Source organism: Methanolobus sp. ZRKC4, assembly GCF_045291305.1.
Lineage (GTDB): Archaea > Halobacteriota > Methanosarcinia > Methanosarcinales > Methanosarcinaceae > Methanolobus.
The window spans coordinates 632,664-658,966 of sequence record NZ_CP146983.1 but is presented as its reverse complement, the minus strand read 5'-3'; the positions used below and the strand labels follow the sequence as shown (position 1 = coordinate 658,966).

Genomic DNA, 26,303 nt, shown 5'->3' with positions numbered 1-26,303 from the left:
TCTTTTTATCAGGGAATATTCTGAAAAATAACTAGTCAATATCTGTTTTTGATACGCTTTTAAGCCGGTTCACGCCATCGATCTCATCAATGACATCAACAACAGCTTCAGGAACAAGAACTCTCCAGTCCTCATCATTCAACATTCGTCTTCTGGTCTCGCTGCCGGAATAGCCTTCTCTCTGGTACATAGGGGGTTGCCTGACAATGATGCCCGCTTCTTTGAATAACTGGATAACAAGAGGATTATTGGAATATACAAGTTCAAAAGGCGGAGTCATGGAAATAATATGTGATACCCATACGGCGTTACGTTGAAGGTCTTCAATAGGTATGGCATAATGCATCACATCGGCATCCTCCAGAGCATGCCTTATCATCATCACGCGCTCACCGGCAGTAAAAGGATTCCTTGGTTCATGGCTTTTTTGCGCGCTACCAATACCAATTACCAGTTCATCCACATCTTGGGCAATACTGTTAATGATCGAGTAATGCCCGAGATGGAATGGTTGAAAGCGTCCTATGTAGAACGCTCTTCTCATGTGCATATATGATAACCGTCAGTGAATTCCACATTCGTCGAATGTGAACTTCTCACATACTTCCAGATAGTGTTCTGAGTTGTTATCGTGTTTCATCTTGGCAAGCTTCTTCACAAGATCCAATCCGGGTTTAGGATCTTCCATGATCTCGACCTTATCCTTGACAAGCTCGAACATCTCCTTACCTACATCTGTGCGTATGAGTACACAGTTCCAGCCATCCGGGGTACCGACTGATCCAAGTGAAATATCAGCGGATACTGAAGTGTAGTCACAACAGTGATGACATGGATTTCTTGCGTGGTGAGCTACTTCGGGGATCTTCACACTATGGGCTTCGCCGTCCTTTGTGTAGTTCCAGAATTTACCCTTGCCAAAGTCCATCTTGACTACATCTTCGAGTTTAAGTCCCATTATTTCAGGAACAATTGTCTCGGTCATTACATCATGATAGAAACTTTCCATGCAGAGTAGTCCAAGAATCACGACGATCTTGTCGCTTGCATTTTCTACAATTAGACGTGCACCATGTGCCTGGCAGGGTACGCCAATAACGCCAATTTTATCGTATTTCTCAAAAGGTTCCTGAAGAGCTGAAAGAACTGAATCATATGTATACTTGGTACCGGTAGTACTGTCGACATCTTCCGGTTTTGTCATAAGTATAAGCTCAGTACCCCATTTGTCATCCTTGGTGATACCAACAATGCAATCTACAGCACCGGTTTCGAGCAAAGCTTTTGCCAGTAATGAGGTAACACCACCATCCTGACCTTGAATGGTGCTTTTTGCTCCAAAGAACTCTTTTACATTTGCGAATTCATCTTCTTCATATCCGTCAATAACAGGACAAAGCCTTCCGCATGTAAGACATCCTTCACATACATCAGGTGCTGCTCCTTTGACGTACAATTCTAAATTATTAGGGTCACGGACTTCTGCACGCTTGTTCATAACAATAGCACCGGCAGGACATGTTGAAACACATGCCCCGCAAGCAGTACAGACGTCGTGTTCAATGACCTCTAATATTTTTGGATGGGCCATTAATTGCCTCCGACGTTCATTTTTTTGTTTTATCCGATTATTTCTTTACCGATGAGCTTGATGGCTTTCTCTTTGTTTGGTCCGATTGGGGATCCTGCTACGATCTGTGTTACACCGATGTCAAGCAAGTCGTTAATCCTTGCCTTACAGTCTTCTGGTGTTCCGCAGATTGAGAATGCGTCCATCATGTCTTTTGTAACCATACCGCCCATGAGTGAGCCGAAGTCACCCTTTGCGATAGCTCCACCGATATCAGCCTTTGCTGCAACATCAATGCCATGGCGTTCAAGTACCATGTCAGGGGAACCTGCAACAATGAATGCAACTACAATCTGTGCTGCACTTGCTGCCTTTGCAGCGTCCTTGTCAATTGAGAAGCATGCATATGCTGCTACATCAACGTCCTTAGGATCGCGTCCGGCCTTCTTTGCACCTGCTGCGATCTGCTTTACAGCTACTTCAAAGTCCTTTGGGTGTGATGCGTTGATCAGTACACCGTCTGCTACCTCTCCTGAGAGCTCGAGCATCTTTGGACCCTGTGCACCGATGTAGATTGGTACATTTCCAGCATTAAATGCCATCTTTGCACCGTTGAACTTGACCATGTCGCCATCCTGGGTTACTTTCTCTCCTGCGATGAAGCCACGGATTGCTGAAATGCTTTCCTTTGTTGTGGTAAGTGGCTTGTCCCATGAGATGCCCATTGCATCAAAAGTTGCCTTGTCTCCAGGGCCCAGACCGAGAATTGCACGGCCACCTGATATCTCATTAAGAGAAGCAATACTTGATGCTGTGATAGCTGCGTTCCTTGTGTATGGGTTTGTTACACCTGTTCCGAGCTTGATACTGTTTGTGTTCATTGCAAGCACGGTTAAAGTTGAGTACACATCACGGTTGTTGTAGTGGTCTGTGATCCATACGTTGTCAAAGCCCTGCTGTTCAGCAAGTTTTGCATAGTGAGCAATTTTCAAAACCGGGTCGCTAGGTACAAATTCTATTCCAAATGTCATTTGAATCCTCCTCTAAAGTGTGTTCCTATTCAGGTATCTATACATATTTAAAACTTTGTTGGTCTGATTTTGCAACTGCATATAAAAACAATCCGCAAAGAGCAGTATAAAATTAATACGCACACATAAATAATTCAATCAGAACCAAACGAATAAAGAAAAACTGTAGAAAGACAACACTGTGTAAAATATGGATATGTATTTACCGTTACAGATATATTCAGTAAATGTCAGATGAAATATTGTTCATATTTGCAGGAGGTGACGCACCGGGAGTTATTGAGTCATTACCTGGAGGAGTATTTGCCTATCTGCAAGAATATGAATTGAATATGAGAATCGTTTACAAACAAATTAATTTTTGAGTAGAGTGATATAATGAAATGTTATGAGTGCGCAAAAAATGGTAAAACAACTGATACGTTGGCTGTCTGCAGTGTCTGTGGAAGGGGTGTATGCAAGGAGCACCTGGTCAGGGAAGAGACTCCCATATGGGATGGAGAATACAGCATAAAACTGAAATGTGGCATGGGGGTTGAATGCAAGTACGAGGACGTACATCACTGGAAAAAAGTGCTTTGTATGCCCTGCCATGAAGCCCTCAAGGAGAACTACTAGGTGATATTATGATGAAATGCTATGACTGCATGGAAGACGGGAAGGACGAAGAAGCAACGTGTGTGTGTATCTCTTGCGGAAAAGGACTTTGTACCGACCATGTAAAAGAACTTGAACTTCCTGTGTCAGTGGGAAAACCACCTCATGTTAACAGGCTTCCAAAAGGTTTGCCAAGAATGCTGTGTCATTATTGCTTTGACCAGACCATCGAAGATTCATTTGATTAAAGATTATACAACAAGGTGATAGAATCATGTGCGGAGAAAATAGGGGAAAAGGATGCGGACATAATGAGATAATTGGAGACATGTCAGATAAACTGGGTTTTACTCCTGAAATACTGAAAACACTTGGAGAACTTGAGCCTGAGTTCCTTCACAAGTACAACATGTGTAACAATAAGATACTCTCAGACGGAGTACTTCCGGCCAAAACTAAAATTTTGATGGCTCTTGCAGTAGTTGCGTCAAAGCAGTGTGAACGTTGTGTCCTCTCACAGATGAAGAGTGCTTTGAATAACGGGGCAACAAAAGAGGAGATCATGGAGACAATGGATGTTATTTTCATCACATCCGGTGCTCCGGCAGTAGCAGCATGCAGGGATGCATTGAAAATGCTGAAATAAAAATATCATGAGGGGGGGGGACCAATCTGGTTCCTTTTCATCATTCAATTTATCACATAATATTATACTATTGAGAGGATTGGAAATGAGGGGGACTGTTGTAAGATGCAGCCTGTTTTTTGTGGCAGCCATTGTTTTATTATCTATTAGCAATGGATTTGCAGCCGCAGAAGAGGCCACTAAATTCGGAGAATTATCTGCTGATGACTTCACTTATGAAAGCAGGTGTAGACAATGCCATGCGATCATTTACGGAGAATGGGAAGGTACAATGCATTTCAATGCATATCTTGACCCTTTTTATCTGGAAGAGGTAAAGGTTGCGAGCGCTGATACTGACGGATTAGTAGATGAATTCTGTTCCCGTTGTCACACACCCATAGGCGTGGTGTCCGGTGAGATACCGCCTGTAGATGGATCTGAAATGAGTGACATATCAAAACTTGGAGTTCAGTGTGATTTCTGCCATGTGGTATCAGGAAGCAATGGAACAGGCAACGCCCAGTTCATAGTCACCCCTGGAGATACTAAATGGGGGCCTCTTAGTGACGCAAAGTCAGCCTATCATGAATCCGAATACCTCGAGCTTTACACCCAATCAGAATATTGTGGAATGTGTCACGAAGTTATACACCCAGTAAACGGACTTGTAATAGACGACACATATCCAGCATGGAAAGACAGCCAGTACGCCGAAGACAATGTAGTATGTCAGGATTGCCATATGACAGAGGGTATCACAGAGTTCAAGGCGAATCCTGGTCGTGCAGGATCAGGTGCCCCTAAAAGAGACCATATATCCACACATGAGATAACCGGTGGAAATGCATTTGTCACAGCAATGTTTGGTGCTGAAAATGTCGGAGAGATGGCCATTGAAAGACTTCAGAACGCTGCGACACTGGACATAACTGTACCTGAAATAGCAGCCACAGGTGAAGAAGTCACAATCGAAGCAGCTATCACCAACTCTGGTGCCGGACACAATCTACCAACCGGTGTTTCCGAAATAAGGCAAATATGGCTTGAAGTAATGGTCACTGATAGCGAAGATAAAGAGATATACAGTGCCGGAACCCTTGACACGGAAGGGAATATAGAATCTGCAAAGATAATTTACAATAATGTGTTGGGTGACAGTGAAGGCAATGCGACTGATAGTTTCTGGCTTGCCGACAGGGTACTGGAAGACAACAGGATCGGACCAAAGGAAACTGTGAAAGAAGAACACACATTCATCCTGCCTGACAATGTTGTTTATCCACTTAAAGTGGAAACCAGCCTCAATTACAGGTCAGCACCTCAGGATACGATCGACCACCTGTTTGGAGAGGGAATGTATGAGGTACCTGTAATCAATATGAATGAGGTATCCAATACAATATATGATCCGGACACATCCCCGGAAGAGAGAAACGAATCAACGCCAGGTTTCAGTATATTCACTGCTTGCATGGCTTTTATGTTGATGATGTACATATTCAAAAGAAAATAATCGGAGAAAATAAAAAATGCCACCAGAAGTAGACTTGAACAAATGTGGAGGTATCGGTGCATGCGCTGAATCATGCCCGACCGATGTAATAGACATTGAAGAAAATGAGAACGGGGACCTTAAATCCGTCATTGCACGACCCGACGATTGCGTGGAATGTGGAAACTGTGTGGATGCCTGTCCCACAGAAGCTATAACCCTGGACTAAATACCAGTATGGAGTGCCAGCATGTCAGACAATCAAGGTATCCGTTTGTTGGGAATATCGGGCAGCCCACGGAAAAAGGCTACGGATTATATAGTCAACGAAGCCCTGCAGTATGCAAGGGATAAATTCGGGGCTGAAACCGAATACTTCTCTTCAAGTGGAAAGGACATGAAGTTCTGCATCCATTGTGATTATTGTGTGCGAACCAAAAAGGGGTGCATACATAAGGATGACCTTGTTGAGCTCTACGAGAAGATGATTTGGGCAGATGCCTGGATCATCGGCACTCCGGTATACCAGGGCACTTTAAGTGCCCAGACAAAAACAATACTGGACAGGTGCAGGGCGGTTGTCGCTCGTGATCCGAAAGCCTTTTTAAATAAGGTAGGAGCAGCTGCTGCTGTGGGCGGTGACAGGGTCGGAGGTCAGGAACCCGCGATCCAGGATATACATGCTTTCTATGTTATCAATGAAATGATACCCGTAGGGGGAGGGTCATTTGGCTCTAATTTTGGCGGAACGTTCTGGTCAAAGGACAAAGGCGCTGAAGGAGTTGCTGAGGATTCGGAAGGAATACGAAGTCTTCACAGGACCGTTAATAAGATGATGAAGACGGCCATGGCAATGAAGACTCTCAAATAAAGGTGTGAACTTGAAATTCGAAGAACCTGTAATCGAGGTAATCAAACGGGCACATAATGTGAAGAGTTTCAGGTTCAAAAGGCCTGAAGGTTTTGATTTCAAAGCCGGGCAATATATTATTGTAACCATAGCTGTCGATGGAAAAAATGTCAGCAAACCTTTCAGTCTCTCAAGCAGTCCAACGGAAAAGGACTATATCGAATTCACAAAAAGACTTACAGGACACGAATTCTCCAACGCACTTGATTCTATGGAAGTAGGGGATATAGCTGGGATCAGTGGGCCTTTTGGAAAGATGACTTTTGAGGGAAAATATGACAAGATAGCACTCTTGAGTGGAGGCATAGGCATTACACCCATGATCAGTATCTGTAAGTATTGCACTGACATGAAGCTCAGTACGAATATCATACTGCTATGCAGTGACAAGGCTGAACAGGATATGATATTTACAGAAGAACTTGAAGAAATGCAAAAACAAAATCCGAATCTTACCGTTTTCAATACACTAACAAGGGCTTCAGAAAACTGGAAAGGGTGCAGAGAGCGCATATGTGAAAGCATGATCTTAAGAGAACTTCCTGACTACGCAGAGAGAATTTTCTACGTATGCGGACCGCCTCCTATGGTGGACTCAATGATGGAGATGCTCCACGACATGAAAATACCTGACAGCATGATAAGCAAGGAAGCACTGATTGGATATTGAGCCAGTTTTTAAAGAACAAAAGGAGGCAGCAAAAATCATGAAGAGGATAGCATGGGGAATTACCGGATCAGGAGACCTGATCAAAGAGACATATGATGCAATGGTTGACATCAAGCAGAAAAGCAATATCGAGATCATGGTCTTCTTATCCAAAGAAGGCGAGACAGTTATGAAATGGTACCGTATGTGGAATGATATCCAGAGGGATTTCCCTAATTTCAAGACCGGCGCAGGACCAAATTCACCCTTTATAGCAGGACCACTGCAGGTAGGACACTACGATGCACTTATTATTGCCCCTTGTACTGCAAATACCGTTGCCAAAATAGTATACGGCATTGCCGACACACTTGTCACAAACGCTGTTGCACAGACTGCTAAAGGAAAAACTCCAATTTACATCCTTCCTGTGGACCAGAAGAAAGGCACTGTAAAAACAGCATCACCTGAAGGCCGCATTATGGAACTGAAAATGCGCGATGTTGATGTTTCCAACACGGAAAAGCTGGGACAGATGGAAAATATAACCCTACTCGAAAAACCAGATGATCTATACGATCTTCTTGGAATAAGTAAGGATTAAAAGAAGGTATAACCTTCCCGGAGATAAATATCAGGCAAGTTGCCAATTATATCATCCAGATTCCTGACAGACCGGAATGTAGCATATGCTGCAATGAAACTGTCCAGGGCATCTCCATCCTTATTGTCTATTATTTTTTCCCGGATCTCATCCGGGACAGTTATTCCTTTATGAAGCATTTCATCCAGGATGTGTTTCCGGGTTTGCCTCTCTTTTTCTGTCCTTCCCTTATAGCTAATGTAAAGGTCTTCACTCTTCAGTGTTGATGCCGGACATGTTTCCATAATCCATGGATTATCTTCCTTTGGTTTCTGCATTGGGAGTGCGCAAGCTTCTCCCGACATTACAAGAGGGCGTACAACATCACGAATTCCGTAGTATGTCTGTTTGTATACCCAGAGATTGTAAATGCTAAACGGAGCTTTGACCTCGATATCTGTAAGACGCTTGAGTTCAGTTTTCCCACCGGCAATTCGCATCGCCTTTTTAAATTCGTCGGCAGATTGATATTCATGAGGAAAATCAGATACAAAAGAATACCAGTCTTTCCCGGACATCAGTTTGTGAGGAAGACTAAAAGGGAAATCCATCCCGAAAACAGAGTGTTTATTTGAGATTATCAAATCACGAAGGGCAGAAAGACATGCGTGTCGTTCCTTGCTATTATTAGCTACAATATCCGATATGGGATAACATTTGAGAACTGTAAGCACATCATCTTCTGCAACACCCTCACTTATCCATATCTTGCGACCTGCATCTTTTGCACCACTGAAGTCAACACCATAAACCCTGCGTTTCCTTCCAGTGGCAGCAAATATCATGTATAATTCCGATTCAGTTGTCCCGCAGACCTCTGATGAAATCAAGAGTCATCTTATGAGCTTCATCGTCGGTGAATTGCTTTGGCGGATGCTTCATGAAATATGAAGATGGAGAATAAAGGATACCGCCTGTTCCACGGTCTAAGGCAAGTTTACAGCATCTGATAGCATCAATGACTACACCTGCGGAATTAGGTGAATCTTCTACAGAGAGGCGTAACTCAAGATTCATCGGAACATCACCAAAGAGCTTGCCTTCCATTCTCAGGAAACATACCTTATTGTCATTCTGCCAGGGGACGTAATCACTTGGTCCGACGTGGATGTTATCATCTTCCATTCTCTGGGAGACAACTGACTGTACTGCTTCTGTTTTAGATTCCTTCTTAGATGCAAGTCTGCTTCTGTTGAGCATGTTAAGGAAATCGGTGTTGCCGCCGGTGTTGAGCTGGTATGTTCTCTCAAGTTTTACACCACGCTTGTTGAAAAGATCCGCCAGTGTCCTGTGAGTGATGGTAGCACCAAGCTGGGCTTTTATATCATCGCCGATTATTGGTATGCCTTTCTCTTCGAACCTTTTTGCCCATTCGAGGTCACTTGCAATAAATACCGGCATGTTGTTGATGCAGGCCACACCTGCCTCAAGCGCGCAATCCATGTAGAAACGTGTTGCTTCTTCAGAACCTACAGGGAGATAGTTAAGTAATATCTCAGCTCCTGAGTCCTTTAATTCTTTCACTACCTGGTCCTTATCGGCTTCTTTTTCAGTGGAAGGAATAAATCTCCTGTTATCACTGTAATTGGCCATGTGTTCGGAAAATCCGTCCTGTATCCATCCCATTTTTACTTTTGCGCCGGTTTCTGGAACATTCGGACAAAAGACAGTAGTGCAGTTCGGCAGTGCAAAAACAGCTTCAGAAACATCTTTTCCAACTTTTCGTTTATCAATGTCAAAGGCCGATACAATTTCTATATCGAAGGGCTTGTAACCACCAATATCCCAGTGCATCAATCCTATAGCATCGCTTTCATCCTTGGTTTTATAATACTCGATACCCTGAATAAGGGAACTTGCACAATTGCCAATTCCTGCAATTGCTATTTTGATCTTGTCCATTCCATTACCTCTATAAAAGTGATTTTTGAAAGTAAATGACATATAAAATATAAGCAGATTAATGTATTGTTACAAATAAAAAGTTTTCTAAATAGAGGGGTGTTGCCAACTTTTGTTAAGACACGAGTTCAGGCAGATGAAACTAAGCTCGAAAAGTATATTAAGCCAGAATAAGATAAGATTTGATACAGTGGGTTTAGCCTTCGTTCGAGTATCGGGCATTGGCACTTTAAGTTTATACATATTGCTCTAAAGGAGATTTTTAAATGAAAGATATACTACATGAGATCGCAGAAGAGCTTGATCAACTAAAATCAATGGACCAGGCAATAGGTCTGGCAATAGAACTTGAAGAAGAGGGAATGGAGTATTACAGTGAAAAAGCATCTGTAATGAAGAACGAGACTGCCAGCAAACTATATGTTTTCCTTGCCGATGAGGAAAAAAAGCACGCTGAATATCTAAAGCAATTCAGGGAAAGCAAGCACATTCCTGAAGTCGAATTCACTTTCCCAAAATTCAAGGCATCATTCACGGAAGAATTCTCTGATGAGAAACTTGAAGAGATAGGGATACTTCTGGGAGCTCTTAGATTCGAACACAAGAGTGAGTATTTCTATATTGAACTTGCAGATAGAGCAGATAACGAAGAGCAGCGTGTGTTCTTTGAAAAGATAGCTGCTGCTGAAAGGGGACACTACCAGATAATTGATGAGTTGCTTGGTGCTGCAACTGAGTTCAGGATGCAGACATAAGCAGGAGAACTTTTTATGGATGATAATGAACCATTGAAAATAGCCGAGGGCATATACTGGGTAGGTGTTGTTGACTGGAACCTGAGAGATTTCCATGGCTATGAAACTCCTAAAGGTGGCAGCTATAACGCGTATCTTATAATTGATGAAAAAATAGCACTTATTGATACAGTAAAGGCAACTTTTTCCGAGGAAATGCTCAAGAGGATAAAGAAAATAGTTGATCCGTCAAAGATCGACTATGTAATATCCAATCATGTTGAAATGGACCATTCCAGTTCTATATCTACCATCATGGACATTGCACCCGGTGCAAAGTTGTTTGCATCATCCAAAGGACAAACTGGGCTTTCTGAACATTACAAGGAAGATGGGTGTGAAAACTGGAACTTCCAGGTTGTGAAAACCGGGGATGAAATAAGCCTTGGCAAAAGGACACTTATGTTCATCGAAGCCACAATGCTTCACTGGCCCGACAGTATGCAGACATACCTCAAGGAAGACAAGATACTATTCTCCAACGATGCTTTTGGCCAGCATATTGCTACTTCCAAGCGCTTTGATGACGAGGTAGAGGATGTCATGGAAGATGCGGCTATCTATTATGCCAACATACTGCTGCCTTTCAGTCCTCAGGTCCTGAAGTACGTGGAAAAGCTGAAAGAGCTCGATGTAAGTCCTGAAATGATAGCTCCTGCACATGGACTCATCTGGAGAAAAGGCGTATCAAGAGTAATTGAAGAATATGGCAAATGGGCAAGAGGATATTCTTTACCCAAGCTGCTGGTAATTTATGACAGCATGTGGGGCAGCACTGAAAAAATGGCCATGGAAATTGTTGAAGGTGTAAGGTCTGCAGGTGTTGAGGTCAGGCTGCGCCATCTCAGGAAGAATGACTGGAGCATGACAATGAAAGAGGTCATGGAATCTCCTGTCATCGCAATAGGATCTCCCACAATGAACAACAGGATGTTCTACACGATATCCGGTTTTCTAACTTATGTAGCCGGACTTCGCCCCAAGGGCAAGAAATACTTCCTCTTCGGTTCCTATGGATGGGGAGGAGGAGCTGTCAAAGGCATGGAAAAAGAGATTGAAAGCGCAAAATTCGAACTTGCCATGGAGAGTATGCAGGTAAAATTCAGACCTTATGAGGAAGACAAGAGAGCGTGCCGTGATATCGGTTACAAGCTTGGGGAAATGGCAAAAGAGAATGCAAAATCTTAAATTTATGAAAATAAATGTTAATATGAAAATAACGAGAGTGTTACAATGAAATTCGAAGGCGAACTTGAATCAGAATTCTATGAAAGGTCACAGAAAAGTGCAGAGAAAGCAGGGTACAGGCTCAATTCAGACTGGGATGTAATCACTACTGCGGTCAAAGGTATCTGTAACAACAAAAAAGAATATGGCGAATGGTACTGCTTCTGCCAGAAGAGAACCGGGGATAAAGAAAAAGACAAGAAAATCATTTGTCCATGTGCCGCAAGGACGAGGGATGTTGAAACCCGTGGTGCCTGCAAGTGTGGACTCTATATTAAGTAAAGTAAAAACATTCTTATTTTTTGATTACTGGAACTGGAATACCAGTACTCCAGATAATTATTTTTTGCATATTCAGTGACCCATTTCACATGATACAAAAGAAAGAGGAAAACCTGGAAAAAAAGGAAAGTGAAAAAAAGACAGAAGATAATCCTAGAGATAGGAACAAATTATCTGACATTTGTGCTGAGATTAAAATCAACCAGATAATGTCAAAAGAAACCACTGTCGTAAGGGATACTGAACCTATCGAAAATATCATAGAACTTATGGCAAAGACACCATACCACAGCTATCCTGTACTGAATTCAAATGATGAACTGGTTGGTATCGTTGACCAGGATAATATACTTGAATTTCTCTTTTTTGAAAGAAGCCATCGAAATCACCATACGCACCTGATGGCCATCAAAGCATTAAGTGAAGAGGCATCCAGCCTTATGGTGCATCACCCTGTAACACTCCCCTATAATACAAACCTCTGTGATGCTGCTGACATAATGATCAAACATCATATTGATCGGTTGTGTATTACCAAGAACAAAAAACTGCTTGGTGTCGTTTCAAAATCAGATATGATTAAAAAAATACATGGATTGCGGAGAAAATGACCAATGGAAGTGCTCCTCCAGATATTGGTCATATTGTTCTTAGCAAGAATACTCAGTGAGATTAGCGAAAGATTCGGACTGCCAGGCATAATTGGAGAAATTGGAGCCGGATTTATCTTTGCTCTTGCTTTAAAACCTGATGATATTGAGACGTTCACATTCTTTGCAGAACTGGGAGCCATATTCCTGCTATTTACTGCAGGTTACAAAGAGGTGCATATAAAGGATCTGAAAGCTGCATCAACAAATGCACTCATCCCTACAATATCACAGATACTTGTGGCGTTTGGTTTTGGATTCATATTGGGAGAAATGTTCGGTTTTAGTTTCATAGAGAGTCTGTTCATGGCGGTTGCTTTTAGCCCCACAAGTATTAGTGTTGTTGTTAAAACGTTGATAGATACTGATTATCTTTCAAGCAAACCAGGATCGATGATGCTCACATCAGCAATATTCGACGATATAATAGGCATATTCCTGTTGTCCATTGTAGTATCATTTGCAACACTCAATCAATTCCCCTCAGGCATCCACATACTTGGTATCTTTGGACAAATACTGGCATTCATAATCATAATAGGCATTTTGGGATGGAAGCTCTTCTCGCGCCTTTTCGAATACGTACAGAAAATGCACACTAAAGAATCACTGTTCTCTTTTGTGATACTCATTGCATTATTCTCAGCATACCTTTCAGAGGCATTCGGGCTGCATGCAGTCATTGGTGCTTTTTTTGGCGGAATACTTATCTCAGACCTGCCACTTGCAAAAATAGAGACCGTGCAAAAAAAGGTTAGTGGTATTGCCTACGGATTTTTCACACCACTTTTCTTTGCTTTCATAGGGCTTTCAGTAGATATCGAAATACTATACACCGCTGGCGCCTTTGCTATACTTGTTATTGTACTTGCCCTTTCAGGAAAACTTATCGGAGGATTCATTGGCACAAAACTGGTGGGTTTTAGTTCCATGGATAGTCTGATATTTGGAATAGGCATGATGCCACGTGCCGGAGTAGAACTTGTGGTTATTGCAATAGGTAAGGAACTTGGAATAATCAGCAATGAGGTATTCTCTGCTATTGTATTGATGGTTGTCGTATCCATTATCATCACTCCGATACTACTGGAAATGTCTATTCGATACAAAGAACGAGGAATGGCAGTATCCGAGTAGGAAATATCTAAAACAATAATTACTTAAATTAGTGAATAAGACTATTTATGAAATCTAACAATTAATTGATATTATCATCCGATATAGGAGGGGTTACTATTAGCCAGGATACAGGATTTGGGAATTTAGGCAATGATGACAGAAATGAAGATAGCCTGAAAAAAGACATCAATCCGGATGTTATGAAATACGATACAGAATCGTTTGATGTCCATAAAAAGATGGAGCTTCGAATTAAAGCCCTTGAGGAACTTGTGAACAATACCAGGGTTATAGCTTTTTTGCGCAGTCCGGTGGAGAGTGCACCGTTGGAATTCATTTCCAGAGGAATAGAAGAATTCGGATACAAAGCAGAAGACTTCACTTCAGGCAAAATCACATTCAAAGACCTCATACATCCGGATGATGCTGACCGTGTAAACCTGGAACTTACAGAGAACGCAATGGAAGGTGCAAGTGACTTCAGGCAGACATACAGGATCAGAACCAAAAAAAGTCATGTCAGAGTTGTAGAAGAAAGAACTGCCATCATGAGGGACAAGAATGGCAAGATCATCTATTACCAGGGAGTTCTTGACGATATAACCGACAAGCAATAACCTGATAACTGGCAGGTGTAAGCATAGCCCGCGTCTTTGCAATAAGTGAAACGTTCTATGATATTCTTTTCAACAAAGGCAAACCGATTTCTGCCTGCCCAGGTGGAGCTATGCTCAATAGTTCTATTTCACTCGGCAGAACAGGAGTTACGATTTCACTTATAAGTGAATTTGCCCGTGACAATATTGGGAATAGCATATATGAATTCCTAAGAGAGAACAACGTATCAACTGAGTATCTCCACCGCTACGAAGGTAAATCACCATTATCACTTGCTTTTTTAAACGACAGGAATGATGCCACGTATGAGTTCTACGAGGACTTTCCGCAAGAACGCCTTCTGACAGATATGCCCTGCTTTGCTCCGGATGATATTGTAATGTTTGGATCCATCCTTTCTGTGGCAAAGGAAGCCAGAAATAAGCTGGAAACCATCATCAATTCTGCAAAAAATGCAGGCTCAATTATTCTTTATGACCCTAATTTTCGAGAATCCCAACTTCCACTGATTGAAGAGATAAAGCCTATGATATCTAAAAATATAGCATATTCAGATATTGTGAGAGCCTCGGATGAGGACATGAAACTGGTAAAAGGATGCGAAAATTCTGAAGAGGCATATGAGTTTGTTCTGGAAAATGGCTGTGATCACCTTATATATACATCCAGTTCAGACGGTGTATACCTGAATACACCTTCTTTTTCAAAGTTCTATGAAGTACCTAGCATACAACCAGTTAGTACCGTAGGCGCCGGGGACAGTTTCAATGCAGGCATCGTTTACATGCTATATTCCAGAAAAATCAGAGATATTGAAGATATTCAGGAACATGTATGGGATGAAATAATAGGAAAGGCCATCGACTTTGCTTCTCATGTCTGTATGAGCACTGAGAACTATATATCCAACAACTTTGCCAATGGATTAAAAAAGATATAACACTAATACTAATTACTCAATTAAATTGATTAAAGTGGAGTGGGAGTAAATACAGTGGGTAACGCAGCTGTGGGAATCGAAGAGATGTTCGCAGGCCTCGAAAGTTCCGCAAAAGGACTTTCCGGGCAGGAAGCACTCGAAAGGTTACAGAAGTACGGAAAGAACGAACTTGAAGAGAAGGAAAGAACTACGGCATTGAAGGTCTTTGCCGGACAATTCGTGAACCTGATAGTATGGGTACTTATGGCTGCTGCTGTTATTTCCCTGATGATCGATGAGATCATTGACTTCTGGGTAATACTGTTTACAATTGCTGTTGTTATCGTACTTGGCTTTATACAGGAATACAGGGCTGAAAAAGCAATGGAAGCCCTGAAAAGCATAGTACAGCCCGAAACAACGGTCATCCGGGACATGAAACTTCGGAAGATACTCACAACTGATGTAATTCCCGGAGATGTACTTGTCCTGGAAACAGGAGATAAGGTGCCTGCAGATGCTGTCCTTTTTGAAACCATTGCCCTTAGACTGGATGAATCTGCCCTTACCGGTGAAAGTGTTCCGGTTGGGAAAACTCAAAATGAAAATATCTTTGCAGGTACCCAGCTTGTACATGGAAAATGTAAAGCTTTGGTCACGTCCACAGGGATGCGAACAAAGATAGGACAGATTGCCAGCCTAATACAGACAAAAAGTGAAGATACGCCCCTGCAGGCAAAGATAACAAGATTATCCCTGACACTTGCAATACTTGCGATACTTGCCTCAGCACTCACTTTTCTAATTGGTATTTCCATTGGTGCCCCTTTTGCTGATATGCTGCTCATAGCCCTTGCACTTGCTGTTGCAGCAGTGCCCGAAGGGTTGCCACTTACACTTACAATAACCCTTGCCTACGGTATGAAGAAAATGGCAGGTCACAACGCCATAATCAGAAAGATGCTCGCTGTTGAGACACTTGGTTCCACAACGGTCATATGCACGGATAAAACAGGCACCCTCACCAAGAACGAAATGACCGTGGAGAAGATATTTACCAGTGGGAACGTGCTCGAACTTACAGGGTCAGGGTACGCACCTAAAGGAGATTTCCTGAAAAAAGGCGACAGTGTCGATGTGAAGGAAGAGGATACTTCAATAAAACTGCTAAAAGCCATCGCATTGTGTAATAATTCTGCCATAGAAAAAAGAAAGGATAAATGGGAAGTTATCGGAGATCCTACGGAAATTGCGCTTACTGTTGCAGCTGCGAAGGCAGACATTTGGAAGGATGAACTGGATAAAGACTATGAGATGGTTGAGGAAATTGTTTTCACTTCTGAAAGAAAACTTATGACAACCATCCATAACACCGGCAGAGGAACAGTCTCATTCACAAAGGGAGCACCTGAGTTCGTTATCCCTAAATGTAGCAGTATTGAAAAGAACGGAGAATTATACAGCATCACCCAAGAGGACAGGGAAACAGTACTTGATAAAAATCTCGAGTTTGCAAGTTCGGCTTATCGTGTACTAGCAGTTGCATGTAAGGAAAGTCCCGGAGAAAAATTAGAGGGGAACTCTGAAAAGGACATGACTTTCCTTGGACTTGTTGCCATGATCGATCCTCCTCATGAAGAGGTCAAGGATGCCGTGGAAATGTGCAGAAAAGCCGGTATTAAGGTAATTATGATAACCGGCGATAACCAGGAGACTGCAAAAGCCATCGGAAGAAGCATCGGACTCTTTGGATACAGACAGGGATGCGGAGTCTATGAAGACGAGAAACTCCAGCGTATAGCAGCTGACTGCGCAGTGACCGGGGATGAGCTAAACGAGCTTAATGATGAAGAATTCTCAATTATAGTTGAGAACATAAATGTGTACGCCAGGACAATGCCGGAGCAAAAACTCAGGATCGTAGATACCCTGCAGAAAAAAGGACACATCGTTGCCATGACAGGTGATGGGGTCAATGATGCACCAGCGCTTAAAAAAGCCAATATTGGTATTGCCATGGGAATAAAGGGTACTGATGTTGCAAAAGAATCCAGTGTCATGATACTGCAGGATGATAATTTTGCCACCATTGTGGAAGCTGTCAAAGGTGGACGAACGATCTATGATAATATAGAGAAATTCATAACATATCTGATATCAAGGAACTTCACCCTGGTGATTCTCATCATGGCAGGCATCACACTTCTTGGTTTTGACCTCATACCACTGCTGGCACTACAGATACTTTTCATCAATATGTTCAACGAGATAATGCCTGCGATCTCACTGGGACTGGACCCTGCAGCAGACGGTATAATGAATAGACCACCTCGTGACCCGAACGATAATTTCCTGAAGAAGAGAAACCTATTTTTGGTCATCACCCTGGCACTCATAATGGGAATAGCATCTTTCCTTGTATTTGCCCTGAGTGACCCCGCAAACGACACCGTTATGGCAAGAACACTAACGTTTGCAACCGTAGTCAGCATGATACTTTTTATACCGCTGGCATTCAGGTCACTTGAACGCTCTGTGATTAGTATAGGTATTTTCACCAACAAGCTCATGATAGCAGGCGTGCTGGCTACCTTCTTCGCAACAATGTCAGTAATGTACATACCTCGTCTGAACGAAGCATTCGGATTGTTACCACTATCCCCGGAAAAATGGATCATGCCAATAGGAGTTGCTTTCATTACATTCCTCTGTGCAGAGGGACTAAAATACATCACCAGGAGTGTGAAAACCACAGATGATGTCTGGAAATAGAAAAATGGCGTTCATACTTTTTGGAGTGCTTGCAGTCATGGTTCTCATTGCCATAACAATGAACGGCACACGGAACACACAAGAAGAAGTCATAATACCTGACGAAATATTGGACTGCGATTACTGCACTTTCAATTACATAACACCATTCACACTGGCATACACATATCAGCAGCCAGACGGGAACAGGGTTGTAGAAGGTAACATTGATGCCATGAATGCAGACTACACAGATGTAGAGCTGTCAGGCAAACCTGAATGGGTAATTGCAGCAGATTCGAGTAATGGAAGCATCTGGGCTGTTGTACTCGATGACGGGACAGTAGAAGCCTTTGAGCTGTCTGATGGTGAGCTGGAAGAAATTAATATAAGTCCTGCTAAGATTCATACCGACAGCCCTCCAATACTGATGATCAAGAATGAGGAAGCTTTTTTGCTTGCACCGGGATTGTGGAATGAATCACTATTAAGCCATCCTGTCGTTCTTCCAAGCTCAGGGAGGACAGTGTTTATAGAAACAAGCGGAGACCTCGTATTCAGAGTCAATGACAGGGAATCTGCACGTCTTGAAGTCAACGCCCTTCCCGATGCACGCCTGCTGGTTGACGAAGATGAGAGAATACTTCTACTGACAGGCCCAACTGAAGATTACAAACATGGGGTGCTGGGAGACAGCATAGAGGCTTCAAGTATCACATTGGTCGAAACTGCAGGAACACCTGCAATTGCTAAAGTTATCGATATTCCTGAAGGAGATGTCATTGAAGGAATAGTCCCCTTATGGGCTGACCTTGATGGAAACGGAATACGCGAGATAATTGTCACTTTAAGCAATGCAAATGAAGGTGCAAGAGTCGTGGTTTTTGATGAAGATGGAACAACTGTGGCATCCGGACCAAGTACCGGAACCGGATATAGATGGAGACATCAGATAGCTGTTGCACCATTTGGACCAGAAGAAGAAACAGAGATCGTGGATGTGCTCACACCGCACATTGGAGGAATTGTAGAATTCTACCAGTGGGAAGGAAACGAACTACAGGTTTCTTCGAGTCTTTCAGGATACAGTTCTCATTTAGCCGGATCGAGGAATCTGGACATGGCACTTGCAGGGAACTTTGACAATGATAGCAATTTTGAATTAATGCTTCCAACTCAGAATTACAGGGAACTTGCAATACTGGAGCATAATGAAAATGGTGTTCATGTTAATGGATATCTTCCACTTGAAAGTAGATTGACCACTAATATTGCAGCTGTAACCCTGAAGAATGAAAGTGTTGCTATTGGAGTGGGAATTGACACCGGAATATTAAGAGTGTGGTATTGACAAACACAAAAATCCTGCAGGAATTATCAATGATCTCCACGATGCTGTGAAACAGATTAAAAGCAAGAAAACGTCTCTGAGTTTAGTAATAAAAGAGCCTGAAATATGCCCTTTTTGCACATATATTAGGTAGATCTTATTGCAAAACCTATTAATCTGTTGAACCTTATAATAATCCAACAGATGACAATACAGGAAACAAGCGAAAGCAAAGAGCCTTACATACTTCCAGATGCAATAACCCTGAAAGTTCATGAAGTCATGGATGAAAATGTTGACAAACTGGTTTCTCTTTTCAAGGTGCTTTCTGATCCCGTAAGGATACGTATCCTCAAAGCCCTACAGGTAAGCGATCTTTGTGTTTGTGTACTGGTGGAGATTACCGACTACAAACATTCGGCACTTTCGTATCACCTGAAATTGCTCAAGGATGCAGAGCTCGTGGACTCGAGAAGAGACAAGAATTTTCAGACATATTTCCTTACAGAACCTGGCGAAAAAATGTTGAGGACAATTGAGTCCTCATTTAAAAATGGGATGTAAATTTATATTTTCTCAGTTGGAAGGGCTGTGTTAAGCTTTACGTAGGTAACACCTTTGAGTGACATGATCCTCTCAGCGACAACTTTGACATCTTCTCCTTCCCCGTCAAGGATGATTACCTCGAGACAGTTATCATGGTCAAGGTGAATGTGGATTGCTGATTTTATAAGGTGGGAATAATCGTGCTGTATGTCTGTCAGAGCACTTGAAAGACCACGTTTTGTGTGGTCGTATATCAGTGTGATGGTACCAACACGTCTGCCTTTTACATCGCTCATCCATTCGTAGTGTGTAATATAGTTCCTTATGGCGTCCCTGATACCTTCTGATCGGGAGGAATAGCCTCTTTTTTCTATAATAGTATCAAACTTGGTAAGCAGGTTTTCCGGAAGTGATACACCTATACGCATAAGTTCCTGGTCCATTGAGATCACCTTTAATAATCATATATGTCTGAAATAATAACATTTTGTATGCAATTATAGTACATTAATGCTACATCAATTAAGATATAAATAATTATAGAACATCTATATATAAAGTAATCAACAATGCCATTGACAAAAGGATGATACAAATGAAGAAAGAAGAGCTATACTCAGGAAAAGCAAAGACCATCTACAAAACCGAAGATCCGGAAAAGCTGATATCAGAATTCAGGGACAGCTTAACAGCATTTGACGGCAAGAAAAAGAGTGAGGCTGCTAAGAAAGGCTACTATAATGCCCAGATATCCAGGAAACTCTTTGAAATGCTGGAGGAGGAAGGTATAAAGACCCATTATATCTCAATGGAATCTGATACCGATATGCTTGTTGATGCGGTGGAAATAATTGCCATAGAGGTGATCCCGCGTAATATTGCTGCAGGTTCTATCACACGTAAGTACCCTATAGAAGAAGGAACTGTTTTTAAGAAACCCGTGATAGTTCTGGACTTTAAGAGTGATGAGTATGGTGACCCGATGCTCAATGAAGATATTGCTGTTGCCATGGAAATTGCAAGCTACGAAGAGATAGCACAGATACGTGAGATGGCACTTAAGATCAACAACATTCTCGTGAATTACCTTGATGAGAAAGGATTCCTTCTCCCTGACTTCAAGCTTGAATTCGGAAGAAAAGACGATGGTGAGATTGTTGTAGCCGATGAGATCTCATGTGATACCTGCAGGCTCTGGGACAAGAGTACAGGGCAGTCTATGGACAAGGATATCTTCCGTTTTGATAAAGGCGATCTTTCAAAAGCATATGAGGAAGTCGCAAGGCGCATAGTGCCTGAGATCTTTGAGTAAGCACACACATTTACTCGTAATGAGGGGATGAAATGGAAAAATATGATGTAATAGTTGTGGGAGCAGGCATAAGCGGCCTTTTGTCTGCCCTGTCACTTTCCAAACATGGAAACAGAGTGCTGGTTCTTGAGAAAAACGAGTTTGTCGGAGGAAACTGTAACAGTTATATGGTGGATGGTTTCCAGGTAGACACTGGTGCTCATGCCATTACGCATCTTCAAGCTGGCCCCTTGAGGAGACTGATGGATAATTACTTTGATTATGTTCCTATCTTCGAGGACTACGGCCATTATTTTGTACGTACTGAAGACTCTTTTATGAAGGTACCATCCAACGTCAAAGAATTTGTTACGTTTGATGTTCTCCCCAGAAAAGACAGGATTGTGGTCACACAGGCAATTACCAAAGCCCTCACCCTTTGCACATTTGGGATTGATCTCTCAAAGCAATCTGTATATGATTCAATGCCTGGCAAGCTTTCCAAGGAAACATATGATTTCATGGATGCTATCTCCCATTTCCTTTCAGGAAAGGATATGAGGCAGACATCTGCCCAGAGAATCCTGGCGGGGAGCAGCTTTGTAAGGGACAGTGTGCCTCAGGAACAGCTTGAAAGCATAATGAATAATGAGGAGATGGCTGTAGAGCCGGTTCCAAGAACAATACTTCCACCAAATCTACATGCTTCATTACAGACAAGGATCAATAGAGTTTCCAATCCTTTCACATCTCTTGGAAGACTGGCTACCAATCAGGTAAGCTATTCCCAGGGCTATCCCCGAAAAGGTCTGAAGGCGCTTCTAAATGCCCTTTTGTCCTCGCTTCCAAAGACTGTGGAGATCAAGACAGGTTGTCAGGTAAAGAAAATACTTACGGACAAAGGCAAGATAACCGGTGTTGAGGCTGATGAGGTATACAATGCCAGCAAGGTCATATACACAGGATTTGTCACGGACCTTCCTTCCATGGTAGAGAGTCTTCCAAACTCCTATATACAGGAACTTAAAGGAGTAGTCCATACAAAGAGTCTTACAGTCTGGCTAGGACTGGATAAGGTAATGAAAGATTTTAGTTATACAGGATCTGAGATATGGTTCAAGGAAAATCCCTACTGGGCCATGCCTATCAGCAATTATGATGCCTCACTGGCTCCAAAAGGAAAACAGCTTGTTGGTTTCACATTCATAATTGATGAGGAGAACAATGAAGATGTGCAAACAAAGAAAGCATATGAAACAATCTATAATGCTATCCCGGGAATAGAAGACCATATAGAAATGAAGCATGAGCAGATTACCGTTCCTGAAAAGGCTGCCGTGACAATTGATGGTTATTTTGCGGACGTCAGGACACCCATCAGCGGGCTTTACACAGCCGGAACAGATACTGATAAAAGAAGCATGGGCATAACCCGTGCGGCTTATTCCGTTGTAGAATTGCTCAAAAAGATGAACGAAGACAATTGTCTTCACAGATAACAATGAGAAGGTGATTACCTTCTCAAAACCATTGTCCTTAACCTGTCTGCTGCATGCTCGGACTTGTCTGCAATGTCTCCGATACCACTCACCAGACGGACCAGATGATATACGCCAAGTGCACCAATAATATCTTCATTGTTAAAGATCGTTTTTACAAGTTCCTTTTCTACCAGATCTACCTGATGTTCCATTTCCTCTACTTCCACAACAAGTGCAAGAGTCTCCTCAACATCTTTTTTGCTGAAGGATGTTTCCAGCAACTCACTAAGGGTTGAAACAAGAACCTCATACATTTCCACTGTTTGAAGAGTCTTTTCCGTGAGATCAATGAATCCCTCACGAATCTCGGGAGGCGCATCAAACTTTCTGACAGTAAGCCAGAATGCCGCTTCCTGTGCATCATCAGATATTGAATCCTGCGGTTTGAGGAAGTTTAGCAGATCATTGGCATGGACCGGCAGCATAATGGAAGATGATAGTTCGGACCGGATGGTCTGCTTGATCACATCTGCTTCATGCTCTATAACATCAATCTCCCGATTGAGTCGTTCGACTTTTTCCATGTCTCCGTCGCAAAAGGCAATCACGGATTCCCCGAGTTTTCTTACGGCTTCGCCTCCTTTGTTAGCGTGCATTCCCAGTGGCTTAAACGGTGAGCTTGCAAATATATTCAATACCGAGCGGATATATTCTTTCTTGATCATATTCCGATCCCCAGAAGTCCTGTAAATATAAGCGCGGATGTGAGTGCTGCAATAGGCACTGTTACTACCCAGGAAGCAATTATCTTCCATATCACACTTAAGTCAACCGCTGCAAGGCCACCTGCAAGTCCCACACCTATGACAGAGCCGACCAGTGTGTGAGTAGTTGAGATAGGTAGTGAACTGAAACTGTGCAATACGACTACAGAAGCCGTTGCAAATTCAGCTGAGAAACCTCTTGTAGGTGTCAGTTCCGTTATTTTTGTGCCTATTGTCTCTATCACACGGTATCCCCATGTGGCAAGACCCAGTACCATTCCGAAACCTCCTACGACCATGACCCAGAGAGGTATCTCTATGCCTGCAAGCCCCAGTGCATTGAGTCCTGCATACAATGGTCCTACCGCATTGGCCACGTCATTAGATCCGTGTGCGAATGCAATGTAACATGCTGTCATGATTTGAAGTATCACGAACTTGTTCTCAATCTTATAGGGGTCGTCTGTTTTCTGCAATATGAAATGCCTGATTAGCGAAAATATCAAAAAAGCAAGTAAAGCACCCAATAGGGGAGATACCAGCCAGCTTCCTACTATTTTTAAAAGAACTCCCCACTGTATATCACTGAATGCAATGATGCCTTTATATGCGGCTATCAGACCAAAGCCAAGAACTGCTCCGACAATAGAATGTGTTGTGGATACAGGAAGATTGTAGAAAGTTGCAAGTGTAATCCAGAAACTCGCAGCAAGAATCGCAGCAAGCATACCAATTGCCACAAGGTGCGAGTCTAAAAGACTGATAGTGTCAATAGGTACTATACCTTTGGCGATTGTGGATGTTACTCTTTTTCCAAAAAATACCGCACCTGCAAACTCAAAAACTGCTGCAATAATAATAACCTGTTTTATAGAAAGCGCACCGCTACCTACAGACGTTCCCATGGCATTGGCAAGATCGTTTGCGCCAATGTTCCATGCCATATATAAACCTGCTGCAATCAACAACAATACGAGAGGATCAAAAAGACTCATCGATAATATTCTCCACTATATAGATTTAGTATACAAAAGAAGAGACATTGAGATAAATGTGCGTACCATATACTATATAGCAATAAATAAACTATATAGTAATTATTGAACTATATTACAATGATTAGAAGAAACTGTCAAGTGTCCTCTGAAAACGCACATCTGGCAATAAAGAAGCTTTTGGCAACCATTCTGATGAAGAGGTCTTCAATCGGGTCGAGATATCAGCAAGTGCCTGTTCAACAGATTCAAATCTTTGGGGTTCACTATTGAAAGCTTCCCTTACACCCTCCCTTACAACCCATACACCAAGAGGTGCCCAGTATTCAGGCCTTATTTCCCTAACCATAAATACAGTTGCCTGTCTGCGTATGGAATGGAGATATTCCAGTGCACCCAACCGAGCTGCATAGTAGCCTCCTGCAAGATTGGAATATTTATTTTTTCCATCAAAGTTCTCATGATCTGCACCGATCCACGTATCTCCCCCTGACCAGACAGTGCGCGGCATCCAGACCTCCATTAACTCAAATGAGAACATACGGGGAATGAAAACAATTTCAAAGTGGTTGCCAAATACACCACCACTAAAAACCATGACCTCACTTAATTGCTGATAGTCCCGAATACCTTTAAGAAGGTCTTTCCCAACCATGTCATCGACTGCGGTTATAGACCAACGGGTTGGGACAAGTTTTCGTTCCTGCCCCAGCAGGCCGATGGAAAAAAGGCGTGTGATATGTTCCGCAGCAACATTACTATCCCATAACTCTGATATGGCATCCTTTGCAAGTGCGTCGGTATCATAGACAAGTGCGTCAACTTTTTTGGGCACTTTCGGATTCTCGGTGATATCAAAATCCTTCAATTCACCCGAGGGACCCATTGGAGTAAGTACATTATCGAATTTGAGCTTGTTTTGTATGGGCTTGTTGAACCAGGCTTCGGTGTCAACAGGTTTTTTTGAGAGGGCCAGCTCCTGTGATTTCTCTATCAGGGGATTGTCTGGATTACGGGCATTTTTGACGTTGATGCCTGTGTTTGCCCGGACCAGCTGGGAACGAGAGGAAATTATGTCCTGTATCCCCATCCTCAACAGGGCTTTAGGGTCTTCAAGTAGCATTGCCTCATCCCCACCAAGCTCAGGTGGGATCATTGGACCTGCTTTAACCTCAGGATAGTTGTACCTTCCTACAAAAACAGATGGAGGCGATGCCCCAAAAATAGAAGAATCTCCGGATGATTTTGGAATTACAGACTCTATGGACTTAAATTTCTCCAGGATAGGACATCTTGGTCGCCCACAAAGACCTTTGCCCTTACATTTTATGCAAAGATTTCGCGTCAATGAACCTCGTTATCTCCGCAAAGAACGCAATAACCAGCATCAGGTTCATTCCTGTTGAGCCAGCCGGAACGCTGGACGAACTTGCATACATTACACATTCCAGCAACCTGGTCCCTGGATTTCATTCCATCAAGCAGGCTGGTAGCAAACCTCTTGATCTCCTGCTGGGCCTCTTCTGAAAAATCAACTTCTGCACCACGTTTATCGTTGATATACTGGGAAACAGCAGCTCTTGAGAGTCCCAATACATCTGCAACTTCCTGCTGATTTTTTCCATGCTCCCAGATCATACATCTGGCAAGCTCTGCACGTATAGCAGGCAGTACACGTTGAACCATAATTTCACATGTTGTTTTCACAAGAAGTCACCTTTTTTTAAGTATCATTTATTTTTTTGCCGAAAATCTTCGATTGCCATCTTAAGAGCGTCAAGTGCAAAGCCCGAACACCTGTCCTTTCCATCAGGAAGACCATCAAGGGCATTGATGACATCTTCGTTTGTTAGTTCAAGAGCTTCATCGACCGTCTTTCCCTTTGCCAGGTTCGTTACCATGCTTGATGTGGAAATAGCGACAACACAACCAAATGTCTTGAATTTGACATCTTCAATAACATTGCCCTTCACCTTAATAGATATATTTATTATATCACCATCGACAGTGCTTCCAATCTCACCCACACCATCAGCATCCTCTATACTTCCCACATTCTGTGGACTGCTGAACTCCTCAATAACTTTCTTTGAATACATGACTTACTCCTGCTA

General features: G+C 42.5%; 32 protein-coding genes. 21 read left to right on the top strand and 11 right to left on the bottom strand.

Annotation, left to right across the window (positions count from 1 at the left end; translation table 11 throughout):
- Positions 1-31: 31 nt before the first annotated feature.
- Genes V7O67_RS03400 through mer form a run of 3 tightly spaced genes read right to left on the bottom strand, consistent with a single transcriptional unit; the run spans position 32 to position 2,601 of the window.
- A complete protein-coding gene (locus V7O67_RS03400; RefSeq protein ID WP_406670867.1) occupies positions 32-550 on the bottom strand; it encodes a nicotinamide-nucleotide adenylyltransferase in 519 nt (172 codons plus the stop codon).
- Positions 551-562: 12 nt separating this feature from the next.
- Entirely contained in the window at positions 563-1,591 is a 1,029-nt protein-coding gene (fpoF, locus tag V7O67_RS03395) for a F420H2 dehydrogenase subunit FpoF (RefSeq protein ID WP_406656294.1), read from the bottom strand.
- A 29-nt stretch (positions 1,592-1,620) separates the two neighbouring features.
- A complete protein-coding gene (gene mer / locus V7O67_RS03390; protein ID WP_406656295.1) occupies positions 1,621-2,601 on the bottom strand; it encodes a 5,10-methylenetetrahydromethanopterin reductase in 981 nt (326 codons plus the stop codon).
- Between the two features lie 227 nt (positions 2,602-2,828).
- Between mer and V7O67_RS03385 the strand changes: the two genes are divergently transcribed.
- From V7O67_RS03385 to afpA, 9 genes are all read left to right on the top strand, one after another.
- The gene (locus V7O67_RS03385; RefSeq protein ID WP_406670866.1) at positions 2,829-2,966 is read left to right on the top strand and encodes a hypothetical protein; all 138 of its coding nucleotides are present in this window, start codon (positions 2,829-2,831) and stop codon (positions 2,964-2,966) included.
- 13 nt (positions 2,967-2,979) lie between these two features.
- Positions 2,980-3,219 (top strand): DUF2180 family protein, encoded by a 240-nt coding sequence (locus V7O67_RS03380; protein ID WP_406656297.1) that lies wholly within the window; start codon positions 2,980-2,982, stop codon positions 3,217-3,219.
- 11 nt (positions 3,220-3,230) lie between these two features.
- Entirely contained in the window at positions 3,231-3,446 is a 216-nt protein-coding gene (locus V7O67_RS03375) for a DUF2180 family protein (RefSeq protein ID WP_406670864.1), read from the top strand.
- A 26-nt stretch (positions 3,447-3,472) separates the two neighbouring features.
- Positions 3,473-3,844 carry a carboxymuconolactone decarboxylase family protein gene (locus tag V7O67_RS03370; protein ID WP_406656299.1) on the top strand — a complete coding sequence of 124 codons (372 nt, stop codon included), beginning with the start codon at positions 3,473-3,475 and terminating at the stop codon, positions 3,842-3,844.
- Between the two features lie 85 nt (positions 3,845-3,929).
- The gene (locus V7O67_RS03365) at positions 3,930-5,339 is read left to right on the top strand and encodes a multiheme c-type cytochrome (RefSeq protein ID WP_342306213.1); all 1,410 of its coding nucleotides are present in this window, start codon (positions 3,930-3,932) and stop codon (positions 5,337-5,339) included.
- Between the two features lie 16 nt (positions 5,340-5,355).
- The gene (locus tag V7O67_RS03360; protein WP_406656301.1) at positions 5,356-5,547 is read left to right on the top strand and encodes a ferredoxin family protein; all 192 of its coding nucleotides are present in this window, start codon (positions 5,356-5,358) and stop codon (positions 5,545-5,547) included.
- 21 nt (positions 5,548-5,568) lie between these two features.
- A complete protein-coding gene (locus V7O67_RS03355) occupies positions 5,569-6,189 on the top strand; it encodes a flavodoxin family protein (RefSeq protein WP_406670863.1) in 621 nt (206 codons plus the stop codon).
- Positions 6,190-6,199: 10 nt separating this feature from the next.
- Positions 6,200-6,898 (top strand): ferredoxin--NADP reductase, encoded by a 699-nt coding sequence (locus V7O67_RS03350; protein WP_406670862.1) that lies wholly within the window; start codon positions 6,200-6,202, stop codon positions 6,896-6,898.
- A gap of 37 nt (positions 6,899-6,935) precedes the next feature.
- Positions 6,936-7,481 carry an archaeoflavoprotein AfpA gene (afpA, locus tag V7O67_RS03345; RefSeq protein WP_342306217.1) on the top strand — a complete coding sequence of 182 codons (546 nt, stop codon included), beginning with the start codon at positions 6,936-6,938 and terminating at the stop codon, positions 7,479-7,481.
- Here afpA and V7O67_RS03340 read toward each other — a convergent pair.
- Together V7O67_RS03340 and V7O67_RS03335 are read right to left on the bottom strand one after the other, a co-directional pair.
- Complete coding sequence (locus V7O67_RS03340; RefSeq protein WP_406670860.1) at positions 7,478-8,350, bottom strand: hypothetical protein; 873 nt, start codon at positions 8,348-8,350, stop codon at positions 7,478-7,480. The genes afpA and V7O67_RS03340 overlap by 4 nt on opposite strands.
- A complete protein-coding gene (locus tag V7O67_RS03335; RefSeq protein WP_406670858.1) occupies positions 8,319-9,422 on the bottom strand; it encodes an inositol-3-phosphate synthase in 1,104 nt (367 codons plus the stop codon). The genes V7O67_RS03340 and V7O67_RS03335 overlap by 32 nt, the downstream gene beginning before the upstream one ends.
- A 266-nt stretch (positions 9,423-9,688) precedes the next feature.
- On the opposite strand from V7O67_RS03335, the gene V7O67_RS03330 reads away from it, so the two are divergent.
- The 10 genes from V7O67_RS03330 (at position 9,689) to V7O67_RS03285 (ending at position 19,676) form a co-directional block, all read left to right on the top strand.
- Positions 9,689-10,177, top strand: coding sequence for a ferritin family protein (locus V7O67_RS03330; RefSeq protein ID WP_406670857.1), 489 nt, complete (start codon positions 9,689-9,691; stop codon positions 10,175-10,177).
- A 15-nt stretch (positions 10,178-10,192) separates the two neighbouring features.
- Positions 10,193-11,404: an FprA family A-type flavoprotein gene (locus V7O67_RS03325; RefSeq protein ID WP_406670855.1), complete on the top strand. Its 1,212-nt coding sequence runs from the start codon at positions 10,193-10,195 to the stop codon at positions 11,402-11,404.
- Positions 11,405-11,449: 45 nt separating this feature from the next.
- Complete coding sequence (locus V7O67_RS03320; protein WP_406656309.1) at positions 11,450-11,725, top strand: ferredoxin-thioredoxin reductase catalytic domain-containing protein; 276 nt, start codon at positions 11,450-11,452, stop codon at positions 11,723-11,725.
- 89 nt (positions 11,726-11,814) lie between these two features.
- Positions 11,815-12,336 carry a CBS domain-containing protein gene (locus tag V7O67_RS03315; RefSeq protein ID WP_342306224.1) on the top strand — a complete coding sequence of 174 codons (522 nt, stop codon included), beginning with the start codon at positions 11,815-11,817 and terminating at the stop codon, positions 12,334-12,336.
- Between the two features lie 3 nt (positions 12,337-12,339).
- The gene (locus tag V7O67_RS03310; RefSeq protein ID WP_342306225.1) at positions 12,340-13,512 is read left to right on the top strand and encodes a cation:proton antiporter; all 1,173 of its coding nucleotides are present in this window, start codon (positions 12,340-12,342) and stop codon (positions 13,510-13,512) included.
- 65 nt (positions 13,513-13,577) lie between these two features.
- Positions 13,578-14,111: a PAS domain-containing protein gene (locus V7O67_RS03305; RefSeq protein ID WP_342306226.1), complete on the top strand. Its 534-nt coding sequence runs from the start codon at positions 13,578-13,580 to the stop codon at positions 14,109-14,111.
- Between the two features lie 8 nt (positions 14,112-14,119).
- Positions 14,120-15,052 (top strand): PfkB family carbohydrate kinase, encoded by a 933-nt coding sequence (locus V7O67_RS03300; protein WP_406671418.1) that lies wholly within the window; start codon positions 14,120-14,122, stop codon positions 15,050-15,052.
- A gap of 39 nt (positions 15,053-15,091) precedes the next feature.
- Positions 15,092-17,803 carry a cation-transporting P-type ATPase gene (locus V7O67_RS03295; RefSeq protein WP_342306227.1) on the top strand — a complete coding sequence of 904 codons (2,712 nt, stop codon included), beginning with the start codon at positions 15,092-15,094 and terminating at the stop codon, positions 17,801-17,803.
- A 4-nt stretch (positions 17,804-17,807) separates the two neighbouring features.
- A complete protein-coding gene (locus tag V7O67_RS03290; RefSeq protein ID WP_406670853.1) occupies positions 17,808-19,133 on the top strand; it encodes a hypothetical protein in 1,326 nt (441 codons plus the stop codon).
- Between the two features lie 159 nt (positions 19,134-19,292).
- Complete coding sequence (locus V7O67_RS03285) at positions 19,293-19,676, top strand: ArsR/SmtB family transcription factor (RefSeq protein WP_406670851.1); 384 nt, start codon at positions 19,293-19,295, stop codon at positions 19,674-19,676.
- Positions 19,677-19,678: 2 nt separating this feature from the next.
- On the opposite strand, the gene nikR is transcribed toward V7O67_RS03285, so the two are convergent.
- Positions 19,679-20,101, bottom strand: coding sequence for a nickel-responsive transcriptional regulator NikR (gene nikR / locus V7O67_RS03280; RefSeq protein WP_406670849.1), 423 nt, complete (start codon positions 20,099-20,101; stop codon positions 19,679-19,681).
- Between the two features lie 152 nt (positions 20,102-20,253).
- Between nikR and purC the strand changes: the two genes are divergently transcribed.
- Positions 20,254-20,970: a phosphoribosylaminoimidazolesuccinocarboxamide synthase gene (purC, locus tag V7O67_RS03275; protein WP_406670847.1), complete on the top strand. Its 717-nt coding sequence runs from the start codon at positions 20,254-20,256 to the stop codon at positions 20,968-20,970.
- Positions 20,971-21,002: 32 nt separating this feature from the next.
- A complete protein-coding gene (locus V7O67_RS03270; RefSeq protein WP_406670845.1) occupies positions 21,003-22,448 on the top strand; it encodes an FAD-dependent oxidoreductase in 1,446 nt (481 codons plus the stop codon).
- A gap of 14 nt (positions 22,449-22,462) precedes the next feature.
- On the opposite strand, the gene V7O67_RS03265 is transcribed toward V7O67_RS03270, so the two are convergent.
- The 5 genes from V7O67_RS03265 to V7O67_RS03245 all read right to left on the bottom strand — a co-directional run bounded on the left by V7O67_RS03265 (position 22,463) and on the right by V7O67_RS03245 (position 26,288).
- Positions 22,463-23,155 carry a TIGR00153 family protein gene (locus tag V7O67_RS03265; protein ID WP_406670843.1) on the bottom strand — a complete coding sequence of 231 codons (693 nt, stop codon included), beginning with the start codon at positions 23,153-23,155 and terminating at the stop codon, positions 22,463-22,465.
- The gene (locus V7O67_RS03260; RefSeq protein WP_406670842.1) at positions 23,152-24,189 is read right to left on the bottom strand and encodes an inorganic phosphate transporter; all 1,038 of its coding nucleotides are present in this window, start codon (positions 24,187-24,189) and stop codon (positions 23,152-23,154) included. The genes V7O67_RS03265 and V7O67_RS03260 overlap by 4 nt, the downstream gene beginning before the upstream one ends.
- A 124-nt stretch (positions 24,190-24,313) precedes the next feature.
- Positions 24,314-25,537 carry an Nre family DNA repair protein gene (locus tag V7O67_RS03255; RefSeq protein WP_406670840.1) on the bottom strand — a complete coding sequence of 408 codons (1,224 nt, stop codon included), beginning with the start codon at positions 25,535-25,537 and terminating at the stop codon, positions 24,314-24,316.
- Positions 25,534-25,896, bottom strand: coding sequence for a helix-turn-helix domain-containing protein (locus V7O67_RS03250; RefSeq protein WP_342306237.1), 363 nt, complete (start codon positions 25,894-25,896; stop codon positions 25,534-25,536). Before V7O67_RS03250 ends, V7O67_RS03255 begins: the two co-directional genes overlap by 4 nt.
- A gap of 23 nt (positions 25,897-25,919) precedes the next feature.
- The gene (locus V7O67_RS03245; protein ID WP_342306239.1) at positions 25,920-26,288 is read right to left on the bottom strand and encodes an iron-sulfur cluster assembly scaffold protein; all 369 of its coding nucleotides are present in this window, start codon (positions 26,286-26,288) and stop codon (positions 25,920-25,922) included.
- Positions 26,289-26,303 lie beyond the last annotated feature (15 nt).